At 66.2% G+C, this 17,015-nt stretch carries 20 protein-coding genes; 12 read left to right on the top strand and 8 right to left on the bottom strand.

The window, feature by feature from the left end; all coding sequences use genetic code 11:
- Positions 1-19: 19 nt before the first annotated feature.
- Entirely contained in the window at positions 20-745 is a 726-nt protein-coding gene (locus G6N23_RS02095) for an acetoacetate decarboxylase family protein (protein WP_095174261.1), read from the top strand.
- On the opposite strand, the gene G6N23_RS02090 is transcribed toward G6N23_RS02095, so the two are convergent.
- Both G6N23_RS02090 and G6N23_RS21780 read right to left on the bottom strand, forming a co-directional pair.
- Positions 742-1,101, bottom strand: a complete 360-nt coding sequence (locus tag G6N23_RS02090; protein WP_133055493.1) for a hypothetical protein — start codon at positions 1,099-1,101, stop codon at positions 742-744. The two genes, G6N23_RS02095 and G6N23_RS02090, sit on opposite strands and share 4 nt — an antisense overlap.
- A gap of 80 nt (positions 1,102-1,181) precedes the next feature.
- Entirely contained in the window at positions 1,182-1,436 is a 255-nt protein-coding gene (locus G6N23_RS21780; RefSeq protein WP_234808659.1) for a hypothetical protein, read from the bottom strand.
- A gap of 418 nt (positions 1,437-1,854) precedes the next feature.
- On the opposite strand from G6N23_RS21780, the gene G6N23_RS02080 reads away from it, so the two are divergent.
- Together G6N23_RS02080 and G6N23_RS02075 are read left to right on the top strand one after the other, a co-directional pair.
- Positions 1,855-2,157, top strand: coding sequence for a hypothetical protein (locus G6N23_RS02080; protein ID WP_133055492.1), 303 nt, complete (start codon positions 1,855-1,857; stop codon positions 2,155-2,157).
- Positions 2,157-4,013, top strand: a complete 1,857-nt coding sequence (locus G6N23_RS02075; RefSeq protein WP_095174037.1) for a TNT domain-containing protein — start codon at positions 2,157-2,159, stop codon at positions 4,011-4,013. Before G6N23_RS02080 ends, G6N23_RS02075 begins: the two co-directional genes overlap by 1 nt.
- Before the next feature lie 536 nt (positions 4,014-4,549).
- Here G6N23_RS02075 and G6N23_RS02070 read toward each other — a convergent pair.
- Both G6N23_RS02070 and G6N23_RS02065 read right to left on the bottom strand, forming a co-directional pair.
- Positions 4,550-6,097 carry an acyl-CoA synthetase gene (locus G6N23_RS02070; RefSeq protein ID WP_085261548.1) on the bottom strand — a complete coding sequence of 516 codons (1,548 nt, stop codon included), beginning with the start codon at positions 6,095-6,097 and terminating at the stop codon, positions 4,550-4,552.
- Between the two features lie 77 nt (positions 6,098-6,174).
- Positions 6,175-6,597, bottom strand: a complete 423-nt coding sequence (locus tag G6N23_RS02065; RefSeq protein WP_165758717.1) for a hypothetical protein — start codon at positions 6,595-6,597, stop codon at positions 6,175-6,177.
- A gap of 104 nt (positions 6,598-6,701) precedes the next feature.
- On the opposite strand from G6N23_RS02065, the gene G6N23_RS02060 reads away from it, so the two are divergent.
- Both G6N23_RS02060 and G6N23_RS21775 read left to right on the top strand, forming a co-directional pair.
- Positions 6,702-6,953 carry a DoxX family protein gene (locus G6N23_RS02060; protein ID WP_234808658.1) on the top strand — a complete coding sequence of 84 codons (252 nt, stop codon included), beginning with the start codon at positions 6,702-6,704 and terminating at the stop codon, positions 6,951-6,953.
- The gene (locus G6N23_RS21775) at positions 6,926-7,066 is read left to right on the top strand and encodes a DoxX family protein (RefSeq protein ID WP_235687136.1); all 141 of its coding nucleotides are present in this window, start codon (positions 6,926-6,928) and stop codon (positions 7,064-7,066) included. The genes G6N23_RS02060 and G6N23_RS21775 overlap by 28 nt, the downstream gene beginning before the upstream one ends.
- A 12-nt stretch (positions 7,067-7,078) precedes the next feature.
- Here G6N23_RS21775 and G6N23_RS02055 read toward each other — a convergent pair whose 3' ends face one another.
- Entirely contained in the window at positions 7,079-8,110 is a 1,032-nt protein-coding gene (locus G6N23_RS02055; protein ID WP_085261546.1) for an LLM class F420-dependent oxidoreductase, read from the bottom strand.
- An 85-nt stretch (positions 8,111-8,195) separates the two neighbouring features.
- On the opposite strand from G6N23_RS02055, the gene G6N23_RS02050 reads away from it, so the two are divergent.
- From G6N23_RS02050 to G6N23_RS02030, 5 genes are read left to right on the top strand one after another with little or no spacing between them, the layout of a single operon-like run.
- Positions 8,196-9,161 carry a Zn-ribbon domain-containing OB-fold protein gene (locus G6N23_RS02050; protein WP_173675083.1) on the top strand — a complete coding sequence of 322 codons (966 nt, stop codon included), beginning with the start codon at positions 8,196-8,198 and terminating at the stop codon, positions 9,159-9,161.
- Between the two features lie 14 nt (positions 9,162-9,175).
- Positions 9,176-10,240, top strand: coding sequence for a thiolase family protein (locus G6N23_RS02045; RefSeq protein ID WP_085261544.1), 1,065 nt, complete (start codon positions 9,176-9,178; stop codon positions 10,238-10,240).
- Positions 10,240-11,415, top strand: a complete 1,176-nt coding sequence (locus tag G6N23_RS02040) for a thiolase family protein (RefSeq protein ID WP_085261543.1) — start codon at positions 10,240-10,242, stop codon at positions 11,413-11,415. Before G6N23_RS02045 ends, G6N23_RS02040 begins: the two co-directional genes overlap by 1 nt.
- Positions 11,415-12,293: a TIGR03619 family F420-dependent LLM class oxidoreductase gene (locus G6N23_RS02035; protein WP_085261842.1), complete on the top strand. Its 879-nt coding sequence runs from the start codon at positions 11,415-11,417 to the stop codon at positions 12,291-12,293. Before G6N23_RS02040 ends, G6N23_RS02035 begins: the two co-directional genes overlap by 1 nt.
- Before the next feature lie 4 nt (positions 12,294-12,297).
- Positions 12,298-12,708, top strand: coding sequence for a nuclear transport factor 2 family protein (locus G6N23_RS02030; RefSeq protein WP_085261542.1), 411 nt, complete (start codon positions 12,298-12,300; stop codon positions 12,706-12,708).
- Here G6N23_RS02030 and G6N23_RS02025 read toward each other — a convergent pair.
- Entirely contained in the window at positions 12,705-13,238 is a 534-nt protein-coding gene (locus G6N23_RS02025; protein WP_085261541.1) for a gamma carbonic anhydrase family protein, read from the bottom strand. The genes G6N23_RS02030 and G6N23_RS02025 overlap by 4 nt on opposite strands.
- Positions 13,239-13,350: 112 nt before the next feature.
- On the opposite strand from G6N23_RS02025, the gene G6N23_RS02020 reads away from it, so the two are divergent.
- Both G6N23_RS02020 and G6N23_RS02015 read left to right on the top strand, forming a co-directional pair.
- Positions 13,351-14,511, top strand: a complete 1,161-nt coding sequence (locus tag G6N23_RS02020; protein WP_085261540.1) for a 3-ketosteroid-9-alpha-monooxygenase, oxygenase component — start codon at positions 13,351-13,353, stop codon at positions 14,509-14,511.
- An 8-nt stretch (positions 14,512-14,519) separates the two neighbouring features.
- Positions 14,520-14,996 carry a hypothetical protein gene (locus G6N23_RS02015; protein WP_085261539.1) on the top strand — a complete coding sequence of 159 codons (477 nt, stop codon included), beginning with the start codon at positions 14,520-14,522 and terminating at the stop codon, positions 14,994-14,996.
- Positions 14,997-15,086: 90 nt separating this feature from the next.
- On the opposite strand, the gene G6N23_RS02010 is transcribed toward G6N23_RS02015, so the two are convergent.
- Both G6N23_RS02010 and G6N23_RS02005 read right to left on the bottom strand, forming a co-directional pair.
- The gene (locus tag G6N23_RS02010) at positions 15,087-16,232 is read right to left on the bottom strand and encodes a sulfotransferase family protein (RefSeq protein WP_085261538.1); all 1,146 of its coding nucleotides are present in this window, start codon (positions 16,230-16,232) and stop codon (positions 15,087-15,089) included.
- A complete protein-coding gene (locus G6N23_RS02005; RefSeq protein ID WP_095174262.1) occupies positions 16,232-17,014 on the bottom strand; it encodes an SDR family oxidoreductase in 783 nt (260 codons plus the stop codon). The genes G6N23_RS02010 and G6N23_RS02005 overlap by 1 nt, the downstream gene beginning before the upstream one ends.
- Position 17,015 lies beyond the last annotated feature (1 nt).

Raw genomic sequence — 17,015 nt, 5'->3', positions numbered from 1 at the left:
CCGGATTACAGTGGGCGTCATGGCTATTTCGCAGCACACCATCGCTGGCACTGTGCTTACCATGCCCGTCCGCGTCCGTCAGGCAGATGTGCATAGCGCGATGTTCTCGGTTCCGTCAGATGCCGCACAGGCGATGATCGACTACAGCGGGCTGAAGGTCTTCCAGCATCGGCCAGGACAGGCGGTGGTCAACCTGATGCTGGCCCGCTACATGGACGGCGATCTCGGCAAGTACCACGAATTCGGCACCGCGGTGATGATCAACCCGCCGGGTTCGTCTGCCCGCGGCTGGCGCGCGCTCGGGTCCGCCGGCGCGTTCATCCACCACCTGCCGGTGGATCAGGCATTCACGTGCGAGGCCGGACGCACCATCTGGGGATTCCCGAAGATCATGGCGGACTTCACCGTTCGCGACGGAAAGCGGCTGGGTTTCGACGTCGCCGCCGAGGGCGAGCACATCGCCACGATGGAGTTCGGGCGCGGACTACCGGTGCCGGGCCTGTTCACCTCGAAGTCGCGGACATTGCAGGCATTCAGCCACCTCGACGGCGTGACTCGCGAAGTACCTTGGGAGATGCGGGTTTCCGGGGTTCGCGGGACCTTCGGCGGTACGACGCTGCGACTGGGCACCCATCCCTACGCCCGTGAGCTGGCCGCGTTGGGCCTGCCGAAGCGGCCGATGATGTCGTCGACGGTGGGGCGCGTTGAGATGACGTTCGGGGATGCTGAGGTTATTGGCCGCTAGCGGAGTCTTCCCTTTGCGATCGGCGGTGGAGGCGGGGGTTCGGCAATGCCCGAATCCATGTGCAGCAAGCCATTTGGAGGCGTACCGTTGCTGTCGGTAACGTCGAGAAGCTGTTGGATGACGCTGACGATTTTCGTTACCGCGGCGCGACTGGCTCCAGCGGCGTCGCTGTTGAGCCGGTCCTTGATCGCATTGAGCTGGGTGAGCTTATCGCCATCCGGTAATACGGAGGCCGCAGCTGCGTTGCAGGCTTGATCCCCGGCTTCGCAGATCTCGGTGAGCCGTGCACGTAGATGATTGACCGCGGCGGCTGTCGTCCACGCTTGCATCTTGTCCACGGCGTCCAGACGCACCACCGCTTCTGACTAGCTGCGTGGGTGGATCTGGCCACCACGCACCGATCAGTATCGTTGTAAACGGCCTAGAGTCCGGGAGGTCAGCCACCGCACAGTCCCTCCATGATGCGGTCCTTGGTGTTGGTGTCATCGACTGCTGCATCAAATTTCGCAGGGTCTCCGAAGCTCCCGGTCGCTGCCATAGTTCGGTATGTCCCCGCCAAAGCAAGTGCCGCGTCACGGTATTTATTGTCGAGCGCTGGATTACCCGCCGCATTTTCAAGTATTTGAGCACCATTGGTCATCGCGATTCGAGCCAAGGCCACTTCTCCGTCTGGATTCGTTTCGATGTGCATAGCGCGTCCAGCTAAGGCATACTGATCACAAAGTTCTGTCTTCGCCGCAGCCTTTAGTACCGCAGTGTAGGTCTGACTTGATCCAGCGCCTGACCGGGTCAACGCCACGATTAGCGCAGCCGCGGCGAGCACGACGGCCAGGGCGGCTAGCGTCGCTGTCACCCAGTTGCGGGATCGGACCGGTGCCGGCGGCGCAGGCCAGGGCTGTGTCATGGTCGCGTCACGGATCGTAACTCCGCGGGCCGATTCTTCGCTTACATCGTTGCTTCGCAGGGGTGGTTGAAGACGGTGAAGCGCTTCCGCATCAGTGTCGTCAGCAATCACCTGCCGCTCACGGTGATAGTCGTGCCAGACCTACACCAGATCTCAGCGGTCGCTTGCACACCAGTTTTCAGCGCTTCCACTATGATTCGACCGCATGACCGAGGCTCCATTGCAGGCTAACCCGGCTGGGTTGGTGGCCGTGGCGGCGCGATGTCAGGCGTTGGCCGCCGGATTTGCGCTGGCGCCACCGGCCGGGGTGGCCTCCAATTGGCAGGCCAGCGCGCGGGCAGTCAATACCAGTACGGGTCGTGCCAGCAGGGCGGCGGCAGCGTCAGCGGAGAGGATGCGGGCCACCGGCACCAAGCTGACCGCAGCAGCCGACCGCTATGAGGCGAACGAAGCCGATGCAGCCCAACGGTTTTCGCAACTGTCCCCGCGGGGCCCAGTGCTGACCTGATGGCTGATCTGGCGGTGGCGGTGCCGAGCCTGTCGCAGGTGGAATCGGCCAGCTTCGGATATCTGCTCAGTGCGGCGGCGTACTGGCGGTCGCTGAGTCACGCCTTGCTGGCCGGGTTCACCGAGGTGCGCGAGGCGACCCAGGCCCCAGGAGGCGGCATCTGGCGTGGCCGGGCCGCACAAGGTGCTCAACAGCGCGCCGCGGGTGATGTGACCACCATCGGGGTGCCTTGTGAGCAGTTGCTGACCGCCGCCGGTATCGCCGAGCGTGGCCACCAACAATTGGAAGCGCACCGCCAGGGCGTGCTGGAAGCGGTCAACGACGCGATCCGCGACGGATTCATCGTCAATGACGACTACAGCGTCACCGACACTCGTGACTACTACAGCGAAGAGGAATTCGAGCAACGCGACGCCGCCGCCCACGCGCATGCCAGTTTCATCGGGCACCGGGTGATGAATCTAGTGGCCGCCGACCGGGAGACTGCCACCAGCCTCGACTCGGCCACCGAAGGACTCGACGTCTTCGACTTCGGCGCGGAAGCCGACGACACCGTGCGCCTGGCCGGCTGGGACCGGCCACTGAGCCCGGCGCCGAACGACCCAACGGACCAGAGCGCATTCGACGATTTGTTGCGAGCCAACGACCAAGCAGTCCTCGACGCGATGGCCCGGGTGAAGGCCGCCCAACAGGCCCTCGACGACGCGGCGGCGAGAGCCTATGCCCACGGCGCGGGCAGCGATGAGGCGCGGGACGCGATGACCCGACTGCCGGCGTTGAAGAAGAACTTGGCCGACGCCCTCGATGAACTGGGCAAGATCCCGGACTACTCGAGCATCGACCCCGCATCGGTGCAGCTGGGCCCCGACGGCGCGTTGTCGTTCGCCTACACCCTGCAGGGCCAGAAGATGGTAGTGACCGGAACGCTCAAGAACGGCTCCGGCGAGATCTACGACCAGGGCGCCGGCAGCGGCAGTAGCGCCTACTTCACTTATCAGGACGGCAAACTGGTCGCCTCCCGATTCCTCGACCCCGGCCGCGTCACCCCCGATGACGCGCTACTGCAGAACACCATCTTCACCGCGGTCGGCGCCGGACCCGCGGTCACCGCCGGCAAAGCCAGCGTAGAAGCCGGCTGGCAGGGCATGCGGACCCTGTTCGCCCGCGAAGCCCTCGAAGCCGGCGGCGGCAGCGCCACCGGCCTGACCGCTGACAACGTCCTCCCCCGGGCCATCGCCCAAGCCGAAATCCGCGCCCAAGCCGCCGCCGACGACCTCGCCATTCACCACCCCGGGCTGGGCGCGCCGGTCACCACCAGTGCCGACCACTTCCCACCGGTAATCACCCACGACCATGTCCCGCACAGCGGCCCACACGCGCCCGCCCCGGCAGCCGAAGTCCATCCGCTACCCGCGGATTCACCGCTATTTGACGGCTACCACCCGATCGAACCCGGACCACATTTCACCGACTCGGCCGGGCACCTGATCTACCCCAATGACGGCCTGGCCAGCAAACCCTACGCGATACCGGGAACTGTCATTCCCAACGCCAACTTGGCCACTGGAACCGAACTTGGACGCTTCGGCTCCGAGTACGGCGGTTACATGGCGCCGAAAGGTACACCCTTTGCCGAGTTGTCGCTCCCGCCGGAAAGTGCGACAAAGCCGTATCTTCGGTATGTCGTCGACGATCCCACAGCGCTTCCCCCAGGCTGGCATATCGAGCAGTCACAAACCGCACCTTGGTTTCACCAGCCCGGCGGCGGTACCCAATTCCGAATAATTGACGAATTCGGAGATACCGGAAGTGTCGAGGAACTGATCCGTTCCGGATTCCTGAGGAGACAACAATAATGGAAGATATGTCGCGCCTAACCCAGCATTGGCGTCGTTGGGCACCAATGTTCAGCGGTGGCAACGTGTCGGTTTCGACGACTTGCGATGACTGCCAAATCGCCTTCAGGTCCGATGATTATTCGGTCCATTTGCACCGAGAGTCTTCTTGGTGGATAGCGGACACAGTAGATGATCGCGGTCGGCGAACGAACGGCGCGGCCAAGTTTTCGAATTTCGATCTAGCGGAGAAGTACCTGATCTGGGATTGGGGAACAGCAGCGTGTCCAAGCCTTGCATCCGGGCCATTGGGGACAGACCTCTATCGACTGGGTTACGCCTCCGGTATCCAAGTCACGCGGGTCGACCGCGGCTATGAAATCTGTTCAAACGGCGACCGGGTCATATCGTCCGCGGTCAACGCGACGATTTTTAGTCATCTAATAACGAAATCGGTAGACGAGATTGAACAGATGGTAATTGAGGGCGCCGATTAACGTGGTCTCCCCTGCTCGCCCATGCAGCGGCATCGTTCGCACAGAACCGACCCAAGCCCCCTAAATCTTCGCTCCCCGCCCCTCCCAGTACGGATCCCGCAATTTCCGCTTGTACAGCTTGCCGTTGGGGTCGCGCGGCATCTCGGCGATGTAGTCAATCGTCTTGGGCAGCTTGAATTTCGCCAGCCGCGCGCTCGCGTACTCCATCAGCTCGGCGGTCAGCGCGTCGTCGCCGACCACGCCCTCGGCGGGCTGCACAACAGCCTTGATGGCCTCGCCCCAGTCGTCGTCGGGCACTCCGAACACCGCGACGTCGAGCACCTTCGGGTGCATGATCAGCTCGTTCTCGATCTCGGCCGGGTAGACGTTGACCCCGCCGGAGATGATCATGTTGGTCTTGCGGTCCTGCAGGAACAGGTAGCCCTCTTCATCGAGGTAGCCGACATCGCCGACGGTGAACAGGTCGCCGGCGCGGTTCTCCTCGGTCTTCTTCTTGTCGTTGTGGTAGGCGAAGCTGGACCCGCCCATCTGCATGTAGACGGTGCCGACCTCGCCGGGCGGCAGTTCGTTGCCGTCGTCGTCGAGCACCTTGACCACCGAATACGGCCAGGCCTTGCCGACGGAGCCGGGGTGGGCCAGCCACTCTTCGCCGCTGATCTTGGTGCCGCCGCCCTCGGTGGCGGCGTAGTACTCGGTGATCACCGGGCCCCACCAGTCCAGCATCTGCCGCTTGACCTCGGGCGGGCACGGTGCTGCGCCGTGGATGACGTTGCGCAGCGAGGACACGTCGTAGCGTTCCCGCACCTCGGCCGGCAGCGCCAGCAGCCGGCGGAACTGGGTGGGCACCATGTGGCTGTGGGTCACGCGGTGCTCGGCGATCAGGGCCAGCATCTCCTCGGGGTCCCACTTGTCCATCAGCACCACCTTGTGGCCCAGCTGGATGGAGATGGCCGAGAAGTTCAGCACCGCAGTGTGATACAGCGGCGAGCCGCAGATGTGCACGTGGTTGTCGAACGGCGCCAGGTCATACAGGGCGAAGAATCCCGCGGAGGCCACCGGCACCGCGTCGGGGTCGGCGCCGGTCAGCGGGCGCTTGACGCCCTTGGGCTTGCCGGTGGTGCCCGAGGTGTAGAGCATCGCCGCGCCCATGGTGCGCACATCGGGCCGGCCCTCTTCGCCGGCGCCCAGCGCCGACAGCGCGGTGAAGCCGTCGATGTCGCCGACGGCGAATCGACGGTCGGCGGCCAGGCCGGCCTCGTCGGCGGCGATCTTCGACGCCTCGGCGAAACGCTCGTGGGCGACAAGGGCTTTAGCTCCGCTGTCGGAGAGGATGTAGCCGATCTCCGGGCCGGTCAGATGCCAGTTGATCGCCACGATGTACAGCCCGGTCTGCATGGCGGCGAAGTACACCGCCAACGTGTCGACGGTGTTGGGCAGCACCATCACCAACACGTCGCCGGGCTGCAGGCCCAGCGTCTGCAGGCCGCGGCCGTAGCGGTCGGCGCGGGCGGCCAGCTCACCGTAGGTCAGCTGACCACCGTGCACGTCGACCACGGCGACGGCGTCGGGGGTGTCACGGGCGATGTTCCACAGGCCGGCTTCGCTCATCCGGCCAATCTAGAACGTGTTCTAGTCAGCGTGCAAGGCGAGGTGCCGTAACACGGCCCGGATCGCCTGGAGGGGCGTCAAGCCCATGCTGCGGCGCGGATCGCGCGCAGCATGTAGTTGGTGGCCACGACGTGAAGCCGGGTACCGATGACCAGGGCACGGTAGGCGCGGCCATGTGGTCCGGGGAAGGCCGCGTAACTGCGGGCGTACACCACGGTGCCGCCGCCCGGGGCGTCCGCGAGTTCGAACACGAGCCGGTAGCGCGAGAATCGATGTCGCCCAACCAGAACGAGTCGCCGTTGCTCGGCGCTCTCGGCGACCGCGAAGCCGGCGCGGGGTTCCGGGCCGAGCAGCACCAGCAGCGGATTGCGCTCCACGTTGCGAAGCAGCGACGTCGTGTAGCGCTGCAACGCGGTCCATGCCAGTCCTCGCGGCGCATCGACTTTCACCGTGTGCTCGTCGATATACGGCAGTTTGTCGTCCACGTCGCCTCCTCCCATCGTCAAAGCCCGTCATCGAGGTAGACGATCCAGCGCCGGCGATCGTGACAGCGAGCCGTTCGTCTTCAAGGGTGACCCCATGAACACCAACGGGAGGAAGAACGATGAACAGTGCGCTCTGGGCCGCCCAGCTCACACTGGCCGCGGTATTCACCTTGTCCGGTGCCGCCAAACTCACCATGTCGCGCCAACGACTCCTCGACACCGGCCAAACCGGGGTGGCGATGTTCCCCATTCCGGTGGTGCGATTCACCGCGGCGATGGAACTACTCGCCGCGGTGGGACTGCTCGCATCAACCCTGACCGGCATCGGGCAGATTCTCACCCCGTGGCCGGAGCCGGAGTGTGCGCGGTGATGATCGGCGCCGCCTGGGCACATACCCGCCTGCACGAACCGGCGAGCGTGGCCGTCAACGCCGTGTTGTTCTCGCTGGCGCTGTTCGTCCTGGTCGGACGGCTGTTCGGCTGACCCGCGCAGAGCTCAGGTCAGCGACGCCAGCTGCTGAACCTGGGCGACGTCGCGGGCGGCGACCACCATCATCGTCACGCCGGCGGCCTCCCACACCTTGATCTGGGAACGCACGTAGTCGATGTCGCCGACGATCACAGCGTCATCCACCAACTCGTCGGGGATGATCTTGGCCGCCTCGTCCTTGCGATCCGAGCGGAACAGCTTCGTGACGTCGTCGACGACCTCCGAGTAGCCCATCCGGCGGTATACCTCGGCGTGGAAGTTGGTGTCTTCCGAGCCCATGCCGCCCATGTAGAGCGCCAGGAACGGCTTGATTCCGGCGAAGGCCGCGGCGCGGTCCTCGGTGATGACCACCTGCGCGGTCGCGCAGATCTCGAAGTCCTCGCGGGTGCGCCGTGCTCCGGGCCGGGCGAATCCCTCGTCGAGCCACTCGTTGTACATGTCCGCCAGCCGCGGGGCATAGAAGATCGGCAGCCAGCCATCGGCTATCTCGGCGGCCAGCGCGACGTTCTTCGGGCCTTCCGCCCCCAGCATCACCGGGATGTCGGCGCGGCGCGGGTGGGTGATCGGCTTGAGCGCCTTGCCCAGCCCGGTGGTGCCCTCACCGGACAACGGCAGCGGGTAGTGCGGTCCGGCGCTGGTCACCGGGGCCTCACGGGCCCACACCTGGCGCAGAATGTCGATGTATTCACGGGTGCGGGCCAGCGGCTTGCCGAACCGCTGGCCATACCAGCCCTCCACCACCTGCGGGCCGGAGACGCCGAGCCCGAGGATGTGCCGGCCACCGGAGAGATGATCCAGCGTCAGAGCAGCCATCGCACACGCGGTCGGGGTCCGCGCCGACAGCTGCACCACCGAGGTGCCCAGCCGCACCCGCTGCGTCGACGAACCCCACCACGCCAGCGGCGTGTAGGCGTCCGAGCCCCAGGCCTCGGCGGTGAAGACGGCGTCGAAGCCGGCTTCCTCGGCGGCGCCCACGAGTTCGGCGTGATTGGTGGGCGGCTGCGCGCCCCAATATCCCAGTTGCAGTCCCAGCTTCATCGGTGAATTCCTTCTCGTCTTCTTGCTCAGATTCCTAGAACCTGTTCTACTCGATGCCGTGACCGTCAGCGAACACCGCTCCGCCCTGACAGAACCCTCGGAACCACCGCTGTCCGCCCCCCTGGGGTTGTCATTCGACTACACCCGTTCGACGGGTCCGGTCCTCGGCGAGTTCTTCACCGCCCTGCGCGAGCGCCGCATCGTCGGCGTGCGCGGTTCCGACGGTCGGGTGTACGTACCGCCGGCCGAGTACGACCCGGTCAGCTATGAACAGCTCACCGAGATCGTACCGGTCGCAAGTGTCGGCACCGTGGTGTCCTGGACCTGGCAGCCGGCGCCGCTGGAAGGCCAGCCGCTCGACACACCGTTCGCCTGGGCGTTGATCAAGCTCGACGGCGCCGACGTGCCGATGCTGCACGCGGTTGCGGCGGAAGGCCCCGACCAGATCAGCACCGGCACCCGGGTGCACGTGCACTGGGCCGACGAGCCGGTCGGCGCGATCACCGACATCGCCTACTTCGCGATCGGCGAGGACCCGGAGCCGACCGCGCAGAGCTCCGACGAGCGTGACCCGGTGTCGATGGTGATCACCCCGATTCATCTGGAGATCCAGCACAGCGCTTCGCATCCGGAGAGCGCATACCTGCGTGCGCTCAAGGAGGGCAAGCTGCTGGGCGCGCGTACCGGCGAGAACGGCAAGGTTTACTTCCCGGCCCGCGAAGCCGACCCGGCCACCGGGCGCCAGGTCACCGAGTTCGTGGAGCTGCCGGACACCGGCACGATCACCACGTTCGCGATCATCAACATCCCTTTCATGGGCCAGAAGATCACGCCGCCCTACGTGGCGGCCTACGTGCTTCTCGACGGCGCCGACATCCCCTTCCTGACACTGGTTTCCGACGTCGACGCCCACGAGGTACGGATGGGCATGCGGGTGCAGGCGGTGTGGAAGCCGCGCGAGGAGTGGACCTACGGCATGGAGAACATCGAGTACTTCCGGCCGACCGGGGAGCCGGACGCCGAATACGACACCTACAAGCACCACCTGTAAGGGGACCCGGGAAGATGAGCACTCGCGATGTCGCGGTGGTGGGCTTCGCCCACGCCCCGCACGTCCGCCGCACCGACGGCACTACCAACGGCGTCGAAATGCTGATGCCCTGCTTCGAGCAGCTTTACCGTGAACTGGGCATCGAACGGGCCGACATCGGCTTCTGGTGTTCCGGTTCGTCGGATTACCTTGCCGGGCGGGCTTTCTCGTTCATCTCGGCGATCGACTCCATCGGCGCGGTTCCGCCGATCAACGAGTCGCACGTGGAGATGGACGGCGCGTGGGCGCTTTACGAGGCCTACATCAAGGTGTTGACCGGAGAGGTCGACACCGCGCTGGCCTATGGTTTCGGGAAGTCCTCGGCGGGGCAGCTGCGGCGGATCCTTGCGCTGCAGACCGACCCCTACACCGTCGCCCCGCTGTGGCCTGACTCGATCTCGATCGCCGGACTGCAGGCCCGCCTCGGGCTCGACGGCGGGCAGTGGACGCAGGAGCAGATGGCCCGGGTGGCGCTGGAGTCGTTCGCGGCCGCCGACCGGGTGGATTCGGTGGAGTCCTCCACCAGTCTTGACGAACTGTTGGAACGGCCGTTCTTCGCCGACCCGCTGCGCCGGCACGACATCGCGCCGATCACCGACGGCGCCGCCGCGGTCATCCTGGCCGCCGGGGACAAGGCTCGCGAACTTCGCGAAAACCCGGCCTGGATCACCGGTTTCGAGCACCGCATCGAGTCGCCGGTACTGGGCAGCCGGGATCTGACCCGTTCAGCGTCGACCACCGCGTCGGCGCGGGCAGCCAGTGGCGACGACATGCCCACGGTGGAGGTCGCCGAGATCCATGCGCCGTTCACCCACCAGCAGCTGATCCTCACCGAGGCGATGCGGCTGCCGTCGAGAGCGAAGGTCAACCCCTCGGGTGGCGCGCTGGCGGCCAATCCGATGTTCGTCGCCGGGCTGGAGCGGATCGGCTTCGCCGCCCAGCACATCTTCTCTCGTTCGGCGGGCCGGGTGCTGGCACATGCCACCAGCGGGCCGGCACTGCAGCAGAACCTGGTCGCGGTGATGGAAGGACGCAACTGATGGCCTCTCAATTGGCCGCGGTGCTGGGCACCGGACAGACCAAGTACGTCGCCAAGCGCCACGACGTGTCGATGAACGGCCTGGTGCGCGAGGCGATCGACCGCGCGCTGGCCGATTCCGGCTCAACGTTCGACGACATCGACGCGGTGGTGGTCGGTAAGGCACCGGACTTCTTCGAGGGCGTCATGATGCCGGAGCTGTTCATGGCCGACGCGGTGGGCGCCACCGGCAAGCCGCTGATCCGGGTGCACACCGCGGGGTCGGTGGGCGGCTCGACCGCTATCGTCGCCGCCAGTCTGGTGAAATCCGGCAAGTATCGCCGAGTGCTGGCGATGGCCTGGGAGAAGCAGTCGGAGTCCAACGCCATGTGGGGGCTGAGCATCCCGGTGCCGTTCACCAAACCGGTCGGGGCGGGCGCTGGAGGCTATTTCGCCCCGCACGTACGTGCCTACATCCGCCGGTCCGGTGCCCCGCTGGACACCGGTGCCAAGGTGGCGGTCAAGGACCGGCTCAACGGTGCCCGCAACCCGCTGGCACACCTGCACCAGCCCGACATCACCGTGGAGAAGGTGATGGCATCCCAGATGCTGTGGGACCCGATTCGTTTCGACGAGACCTGCCCGTCCTCGGACGGGGCGTGCGCGGTGGTGATCGGCGACGAGGCCGCCGCGCAGGCCCGCGTCGACGCGGGCCAGCCGGTGGCCTGGATTCACGCCACCGCGCTGCGCACCGAGCCGCTGGCCTACTCCGGCCGCGACCAGGTTAACCCGCAGGCCGGCCGCGACGCTGCGGCCGCGTTGTGGCGCGACGCCGGAATCAGCAGCCCGATCGACGAGATCGACACCGCGGAGATCTACGTTCCGTTCTCCTGGTTCGAACCGATGTGGTTGGAGAACCTGGGTTTTGCGGAGGTCGGCGAGGGTTGGAAGCTCACCCAGGCCGGCGAGACCGCGATCGGCGGGAAACTGCCGGTGAATCCGTCCGGCGGGGTGCTGTCATCGAATCCGATCGGCGCCTCGGGGATGATCCGCTTCGCCGAGTCGGCGATCCAGGTGATGGGCAAGGCCGGCGACCACCAGGTTCCGAACGCCCGAAAAGCCTTGGGGCACGCCTACGGCGGCGGCTCGCAGTACTACTCGATGTGGGTGGTCAGCTCGGACAGACCCGCCGGCTGATGAAGTACACCCTCAGTGTCGCGATGGGGCCGGTGGAGGAACTGGTCGCGCTGGCGCAATGCGCCGAAGAGGTGGGTTTCGACGCGATCGCGCTGCCCGACTCGCTGTTCTTCATGGAAAAAGCCGCGGCGGACTACCCCTACACCCCGGACGGCTCGCGGATGTGGAACTCCGACACCCCGTGGGTGGATCCGCTGATCGCCGCCGCCGCGATGGGGGCGGTCACCTCGACGCTGCGGTTCTACACCAACGTGCTCAAGCTGGGGTCCCGCAACCCGCTGCTGCTGGCCCGCCAGGTGGGCTCGGTAGCCAACCTGACTGGCAACCGGTTCGCTCTAGGCGTCGGAATCGGCTGGGCACCGGAGGAATTCGAGTGGTGCGGCGTTCCGTACGCCCGCCGGGGCGCCCGGGTCGACGAGATGATCGACGTCATCAAACTCGTGCTGGCCGGCGGGATGGTCGAATTCCACGGCGAGTTCTACGACTTCGACCGGTTGCAGATGAGCCCGGCGCCGAGTGCGCCGGTGCCGTTCTACGTGGGCGGGCACACCGACGTCGCCCTCAAGCGCGCCGCCCGGATCGGTGACGGGTGGACGTCGGCGATGATGACCGGCGCGCAGCTGGCCGAGACGATCGGCAAACTGCAGGCGCTGCTGGCCGAGCACGACCGCGCCGACGTGCCGTTCGAATACCAGGCGGTCTGCATCGACAAGTTCGGTGTGGACGGGCACCGCGAGCTGGCGGCGGCCGGCGTCACCGACAACATCGTGATCCCCTGGATGCTCGACGGATTGGGCTTCGATGCCCCGTTGAGCGCCAAGCAGGACTCCCTGAAGCGTTTCGCCGACACCTATATCCATTCCGGATGGCAGGAGTAGTCCCATGAGCACCGATCACCCCGCGCACCTGGCAGGCCAACGCTCCCGCGACGCGGTGACCGCCCGCGACAAGGAGGCCTGGTTGTCGGTGTTCGCCGACGACGCCATCGTCGAGGACCCCATCGGCCCGTCGCCGTTCGACCCGGAAGGCAAAGGCCACCGCGGCCGCGACGCGATCTCGGCGTTCTGGGACAAGGCGATCGCGGCGACCGACAAGATCGAGTTCAACTTCGTCGACAGCTTCGCCTGCGGCAACGAGGAAGCCAACGTCGGCTCGATCGTGACGACGATGGCCGGCCACCAGATCACCACCGACGGCGTGTTCACCTACCGGGTGAACGACGCCGGCCAGCTCATCGCGCTGCGGGCGTTCTGGGAGGTCGAGCGGGCGGCGAAGACCGCCCGCAAACTCTAGGCGGGCTCCACCGGCTCCAGTCCGGCGCGGTAGCGCTGCGCGAGGTCCTGGTAGTACTTCGGGTTCGCCTTGATCCACATCTCGGCGCCGGTCCCGGCGAGCGGACCCTTGACCACGGCGGGCGCGCCGACCACCAGCACGCCGTCGGGGATCTGGGTGCCGGCGAGCACCGTCGCACCGGCGGCAACCAGGCTGCGGCTGCCGATCACCGCCCCGTCGAGCACCGTGGCATGGTTGCCGATCAGCGCCTCCGCGCCGACGTGCGCCCCATGGATCAGGCACATGTGGGCCACCGTCGCACCGGGGCCGATGTCCACCGGAACACCGGGCGGCACGTGCAGCACCGAGCCGTCCTGCACGTTGGCTCCCTCCCGCACCACGATGGGTGCGTCGTCGCCGCGCAGCACGGCGCCGAACCACACCGAAGCACCGGCCTCGATGGTGACGTCGCCGATCAAGGTGGCCGTGGGTGCGACGAAGGCGGTGGGGTCGATCTGCGGAGAACGCCCGTTGAATGAGAAGAGCTGCATTGTTCAGATATACCCCAGGGCCGAAAGACCCCGAACCAGCAGGCTTTATTGCGCAACCGGGAGGAAAAACTGTAACGTGTTCTAGTTAGAAGCAACGGGTTGGAGGCAATAGGTGAGCACTGACAACGCCGAGGTCGGCGTCCGCGAAATCGATACCGGCACACTGCCGGATCGCTACGCCAGGGGCTGGCACTGCCTGGGCCCGGTGAAGGACTTCCTGGACGGCAAACCGCACTCGATCCACGCCTTCGGCGCAAAGCTGGTGGTGTTCGGCGATTCACACGGTGACCTGCACGTACTCGACGCCTACTGCCGCCACATGGGTGGCGACCTGAGTCGCGGCACCATCAAGGGCGACGAGGTCGCCTGCCCGTTCCACGACTGGCGCTGGGGCGGCGACGGCCGCTGCAAGCTGGTCCCCTACTCCAAGCGGACGCCCCGGATGGCCCGCACCCGCTCCTTCCCGACCGACGTGCGCGGCGGCCTGCTGTTCATGTGGCACGACCCGGAGGGCAACCCGCCGCCCGACGAGGTCCGGATCCCCGAGATCCCGGAGTGGTCCAGCGGGGAGTGGACCGACTGGCGCTGGAATTCCATGCTGATCGACTCCAACTGCCGCGACATCATCGACAACGTCACCGACTTCGCGCACTTCTTCTACATCCACTATGGGCTGCCCACGTCCTTCAAGAACGTCTTCGAGGGCCACATCGCCTCGCAGTACCTGCACAATGTCGGACGCCCCGACGTCCCCGGTCTGGGCACCTCATACGGGGAATCAGAGCTCGATTCGGAGGCGTCGTACTTCGGGCCGTCGTTCATGATCAACTGGCTGCACAACAGCTACGGCGGTTTCAAGGCCGAGTCGATCCTGATCAACTGCCACTACCCGGTGAGCCACGACCAGTTCCGGCTGATGTGGGGCGTCATCGTGCAGAAGCCCAAGGGCCTGGACGACGCGACCACCGAAAAGATCGCCGACGCCATGACAGAAGGCGTCAGCAAGGGCTTCCTGCAGGACGTCGAGATCTGGACGCACAAGAGCCGGATCGAGAACCCGCTGCTGGTCGAGGAGGACGGTGCGGTCTACCAACTGCGCCGCTGGTACTCGCAGTTCTACGTCGACGCCGCCGACGTCACGCCAGAGATGACCGACCGCTTCGAGATCGAGATCGACGCGACGGTGGCCAACGAGAAGTGGAACGCCGAGATCGCCGAGAACCTGCGGGAGCGGGCCGAGGCTGAGTCCACCGAACCGGTCAACGCCGAGTAGCCGGCGCCATGAGCCCGGAGGAACGCGACTTCCCGGCAGCAGAAGACCTGGCGCGGTCCATGCTGGTGCTGTACGGCCCGCATGACGACCACGACGACGAGCCCGGTGCCGAGGATTCCGGACCTGACACCCGCTACGCGCGGCAACCCCTGTTCCCGGTCGATCCCGAACGGTATGAGGCGATCCGTGCTGCCACTCAACGGGACTCGGATCGTTACCTGCATTCGGGTCTGGTGCCGGTCGAGTGCCGGCACTGCCGAGCCACCGTCGAGGTGAAGAAGCTGGGACCCGGTTATACCTCGGTGCAATGGAATTCGGATTCGCTGAAGCAGTGCGCGTACTTCACCGCCGAACGCGATGCCGGTAACCCCAGCAGCCGTGCCCGCGGCTGCCCGAACCTGGAGAAGAGCATTCGGCACGCCGTTGCCGAGGGCCACCTGGAGGAGGCCTCCAGCGCCCCGCCGCCCGGCGACGGCATCGACTAGCTCATTCCACCCCGCGAGCAGACGCAAAATCGCACCCAACGAGATGGTTGAGTGCGATTTTGCGTCTGCTCGCGGGGTGGAGCGCTCAGATCACAGGCCGGCGAATCGCTCCCGCACGGCCTCGGCCGTCAGGCCGTAATCCTCCAGCGAGTAGTGGTGTTTGGGTGCGCGCGGTCCGGTCTTGCTCGCGGCATAGTCGTCGGCCATCGCCTGACGTGCGGCATCTGAGAGCGGCAGGCCGAAGCGGTCGTAGATGCCGGCCACGGTGGCCAGCGGATCGGCGACGAAGTCGTGGTAGTCGATGTCGCAGAATTGAGCCTGATCGTATTGGGCGCGCTGGGCGTTGAACAGCTCCAGCCCGCGGGCCCAGGTCTCCAGCTCGTCGGCGCCGATCTGCGCGCCGACGAAGGTGTTCGACTGCCCTTCGGTGGTGTGCTGGGCCAGCGAGCACATCGACGCCATGATCGTCTCGGCCGGGCGGTGGCACTGCACGATGAGCGCATCCGGGTAGACCGCCATGATCGCGTCCAGGGCGAACAGGTGACTGGGGTTCTTGAGCACCCAACGCTTGCCGGGCTCGTTGAGCCCGATCAATTGCAGGTTTCGGCGGTGCCGCTGATATGACGGCGTCCAATCCTGCTCGGAGAGCCAGCGCGAGTAGCTCGGCAGATGCGCCAGGGTCTCGTAGGACACCGAGTGCAGCGACTGGCGCAGCAGCTGCCAGCACTCCTCCAGTCCGTCGGCGGTCATGAAGTGCAGCCCGGTGTAGTCGGGGTTCTCTTCGTGGTGCCGCGCGAACTGCGCCTGCATCTGCGCGTAGACCGGGTTGGCCTCCCAGGTGTCGCGCGGCGGCCGCGGCTGCGGGAACTCCGCCAGCCACATCTGAAGGCCCTGATGTTCCGGGTCGGCGCCCAACAGCCGGTGCAGCGCGGTGGTGCCGGTGCGGGGCAGCCCGGTGACGAAGATCGGCCGCTCCACGGCGACGTCGACGTACTCGGGATGCTGCTTCCAACCGGCCTGCGCCAGCAATCGGGCCACCAGCGCGCCCCGCAGGAAAAACCGGTTCATCTTGCTGCCCAGCTCGGTGAGATCGGCTTCGTTGCGGTAGGAGTCCAGCAGCACGCCGAGCGCTTCACGGTAGTTGTCGTCGTCGGGTCCGAAGTCGTCGAGGCCGACCATCTTCGTGGCCGAGGCGTGCAGGTCCTCGACGGTGCCGACATCGGTGCGCGCTGTCATCAGTTGTGGTACTCCCCGCAGTTGACGTCGAGGACCTGGCCGCTGATGCCGCTGGCCAGGTCGCTGGCCAGGAACAGCACCGCCGAGGCCACCTCGTCCTCGGTGGGCAGGCGCTTCAGGTCGGAGTTCGCGGCGGTGGCGGCGTAGATCTGTTCGACGGTGGTGCCGTACTTGCCGGCCTGGTGAGCGAAGTAACTCTGCAGTGTCTCGCCCCAGATATAGCCGGGCGCAACGGAGTTGACCCGGATACCCTGCTCTCCGAGCTCGGAAGCCAACGACTGCGACATCGCCAGCAGCGCCGCCTTGGCCATCTTGTAGGCCCCGTACTTGGGCTGCGAGTGCCGGATCACCATCGAGTTCAGGTTGACGATCGAGCCGTTCGCCTCGGCCAGCGCGTCGGTGAAGGCCTGGGTCAGGCGCAGGGCGCCGAGCCCGCTGAGCTCGATGGCGTCCCGAATGTGCTGGAAGGTGGTCTGCGCCAACGGTTTCATCGACGGCACCCGGAAAGCGTTGTTGATCAGCACGTCGATGTGGTCGTACTCGGCTGTGGCAGTCCGCACCAGGTGGGCGACCTGATCGTCGTCGGTGATGTCGGCCGGCACCGGTAGCGCACGCCGCCCGGTGGCGGTGACCTCCTTGGCCACCTCCTCGAGGCGATCCGCACTGCGCGCGACCAGCACCAGGTCGGCGCCGGCGGCCGCGAATCGGTGCGCCAGGGTGCTGCCGAGCCCCGGGCCGACCCCGCTGATCACCACGACTTTGCCGTCGAGCATTCCGGTCATC

Origin of the sequence: Mycolicibacter terrae (assembly GCF_010727125.1) — a bacterium.
In the GTDB taxonomy this organism is placed as follows: Bacteria; Actinomycetota; Actinomycetes; order Mycobacteriales; family Mycobacteriaceae; genus Mycobacterium; species Mycobacterium terrae.
The sequence above is the reverse complement of the archived record's forward strand: the minus strand, read 5'-3'. Positions and strand labels throughout refer to the sequence as shown.

Excerpts from the sequence above, each read along its gene's own strand:
- G6N23_RS02005 (WP_095174262.1), bottom strand. The coding sequence starts at position 17,014 with ATGACCGGAATGCTCGACGGCAAAGTCGTGGTGATCAGCGGGGTCGGC.
- G6N23_RS02060 (WP_234808658.1), top strand. The coding sequence starts at position 6,702 with ATGAACAGTGCGCTCTGGGCCGCCCAGCTCACACTGGCCGCGGTATTC.
- G6N23_RS02080 (WP_133055492.1), top strand. The coding sequence starts at position 1,855 with ATGACCGAGGCTCCATTGCAGGCTAACCCGGCTGGGTTGGTGGCCGTG.
- G6N23_RS21780 (WP_234808659.1), bottom strand. The coding sequence starts at position 1,436 with ATGCACATCGAAACGAATCCAGACGGAGAAGTGGCCTTGGCTCGAATC.
- G6N23_RS02030 (WP_085261542.1), top strand. The coding sequence starts at position 12,298 with ATGAGCACCGATCACCCCGCGCACCTGGCAGGCCAACGCTCCCGCGAC.
- G6N23_RS02040 (WP_085261543.1), top strand. The coding sequence starts at position 10,240 with ATGGCCTCTCAATTGGCCGCGGTGCTGGGCACCGGACAGACCAAGTAC.
- G6N23_RS02065 (WP_165758717.1), bottom strand. The coding sequence starts at position 6,597 with ATGGGAGGAGGCGACGTGGACGACAAACTGCCGTATATCGACGAGCAC.
- G6N23_RS02015 (WP_085261539.1), top strand. The coding sequence starts at position 14,520 with ATGAGCCCGGAGGAACGCGACTTCCCGGCAGCAGAAGACCTGGCGCGG.
- G6N23_RS02070 (WP_085261548.1), bottom strand. The coding sequence starts at position 6,097 with ATGAGCGAAGCCGGCCTGTGGAACATCGCCCGTGACACCCCCGACGCC.
- G6N23_RS02045 (WP_085261544.1), top strand. The coding sequence starts at position 9,176 with ATGAGCACTCGCGATGTCGCGGTGGTGGGCTTCGCCCACGCCCCGCAC.
- G6N23_RS02075 (WP_095174037.1), top strand. The coding sequence starts at position 2,157 with ATGGCTGATCTGGCGGTGGCGGTGCCGAGCCTGTCGCAGGTGGAATCG.
- G6N23_RS02025 (WP_085261541.1), bottom strand. The coding sequence starts at position 13,238 with ATGCAGCTCTTCTCATTCAACGGGCGTTCTCCGCAGATCGACCCCACC.
- G6N23_RS02095 (WP_095174261.1), top strand. The coding sequence starts at position 20 with ATGGCTATTTCGCAGCACACCATCGCTGGCACTGTGCTTACCATGCCC.
- G6N23_RS02010 (WP_085261538.1), bottom strand. The coding sequence starts at position 16,232 with ATGACAGCGCGCACCGATGTCGGCACCGTCGAGGACCTGCACGCCTCG.
- G6N23_RS02035 (WP_085261842.1), top strand. The coding sequence starts at position 11,415 with ATGAAGTACACCCTCAGTGTCGCGATGGGGCCGGTGGAGGAACTGGTC.
- G6N23_RS02055 (WP_085261546.1), bottom strand. The coding sequence starts at position 8,110 with ATGAAGCTGGGACTGCAACTGGGATATTGGGGCGCGCAGCCGCCCACC.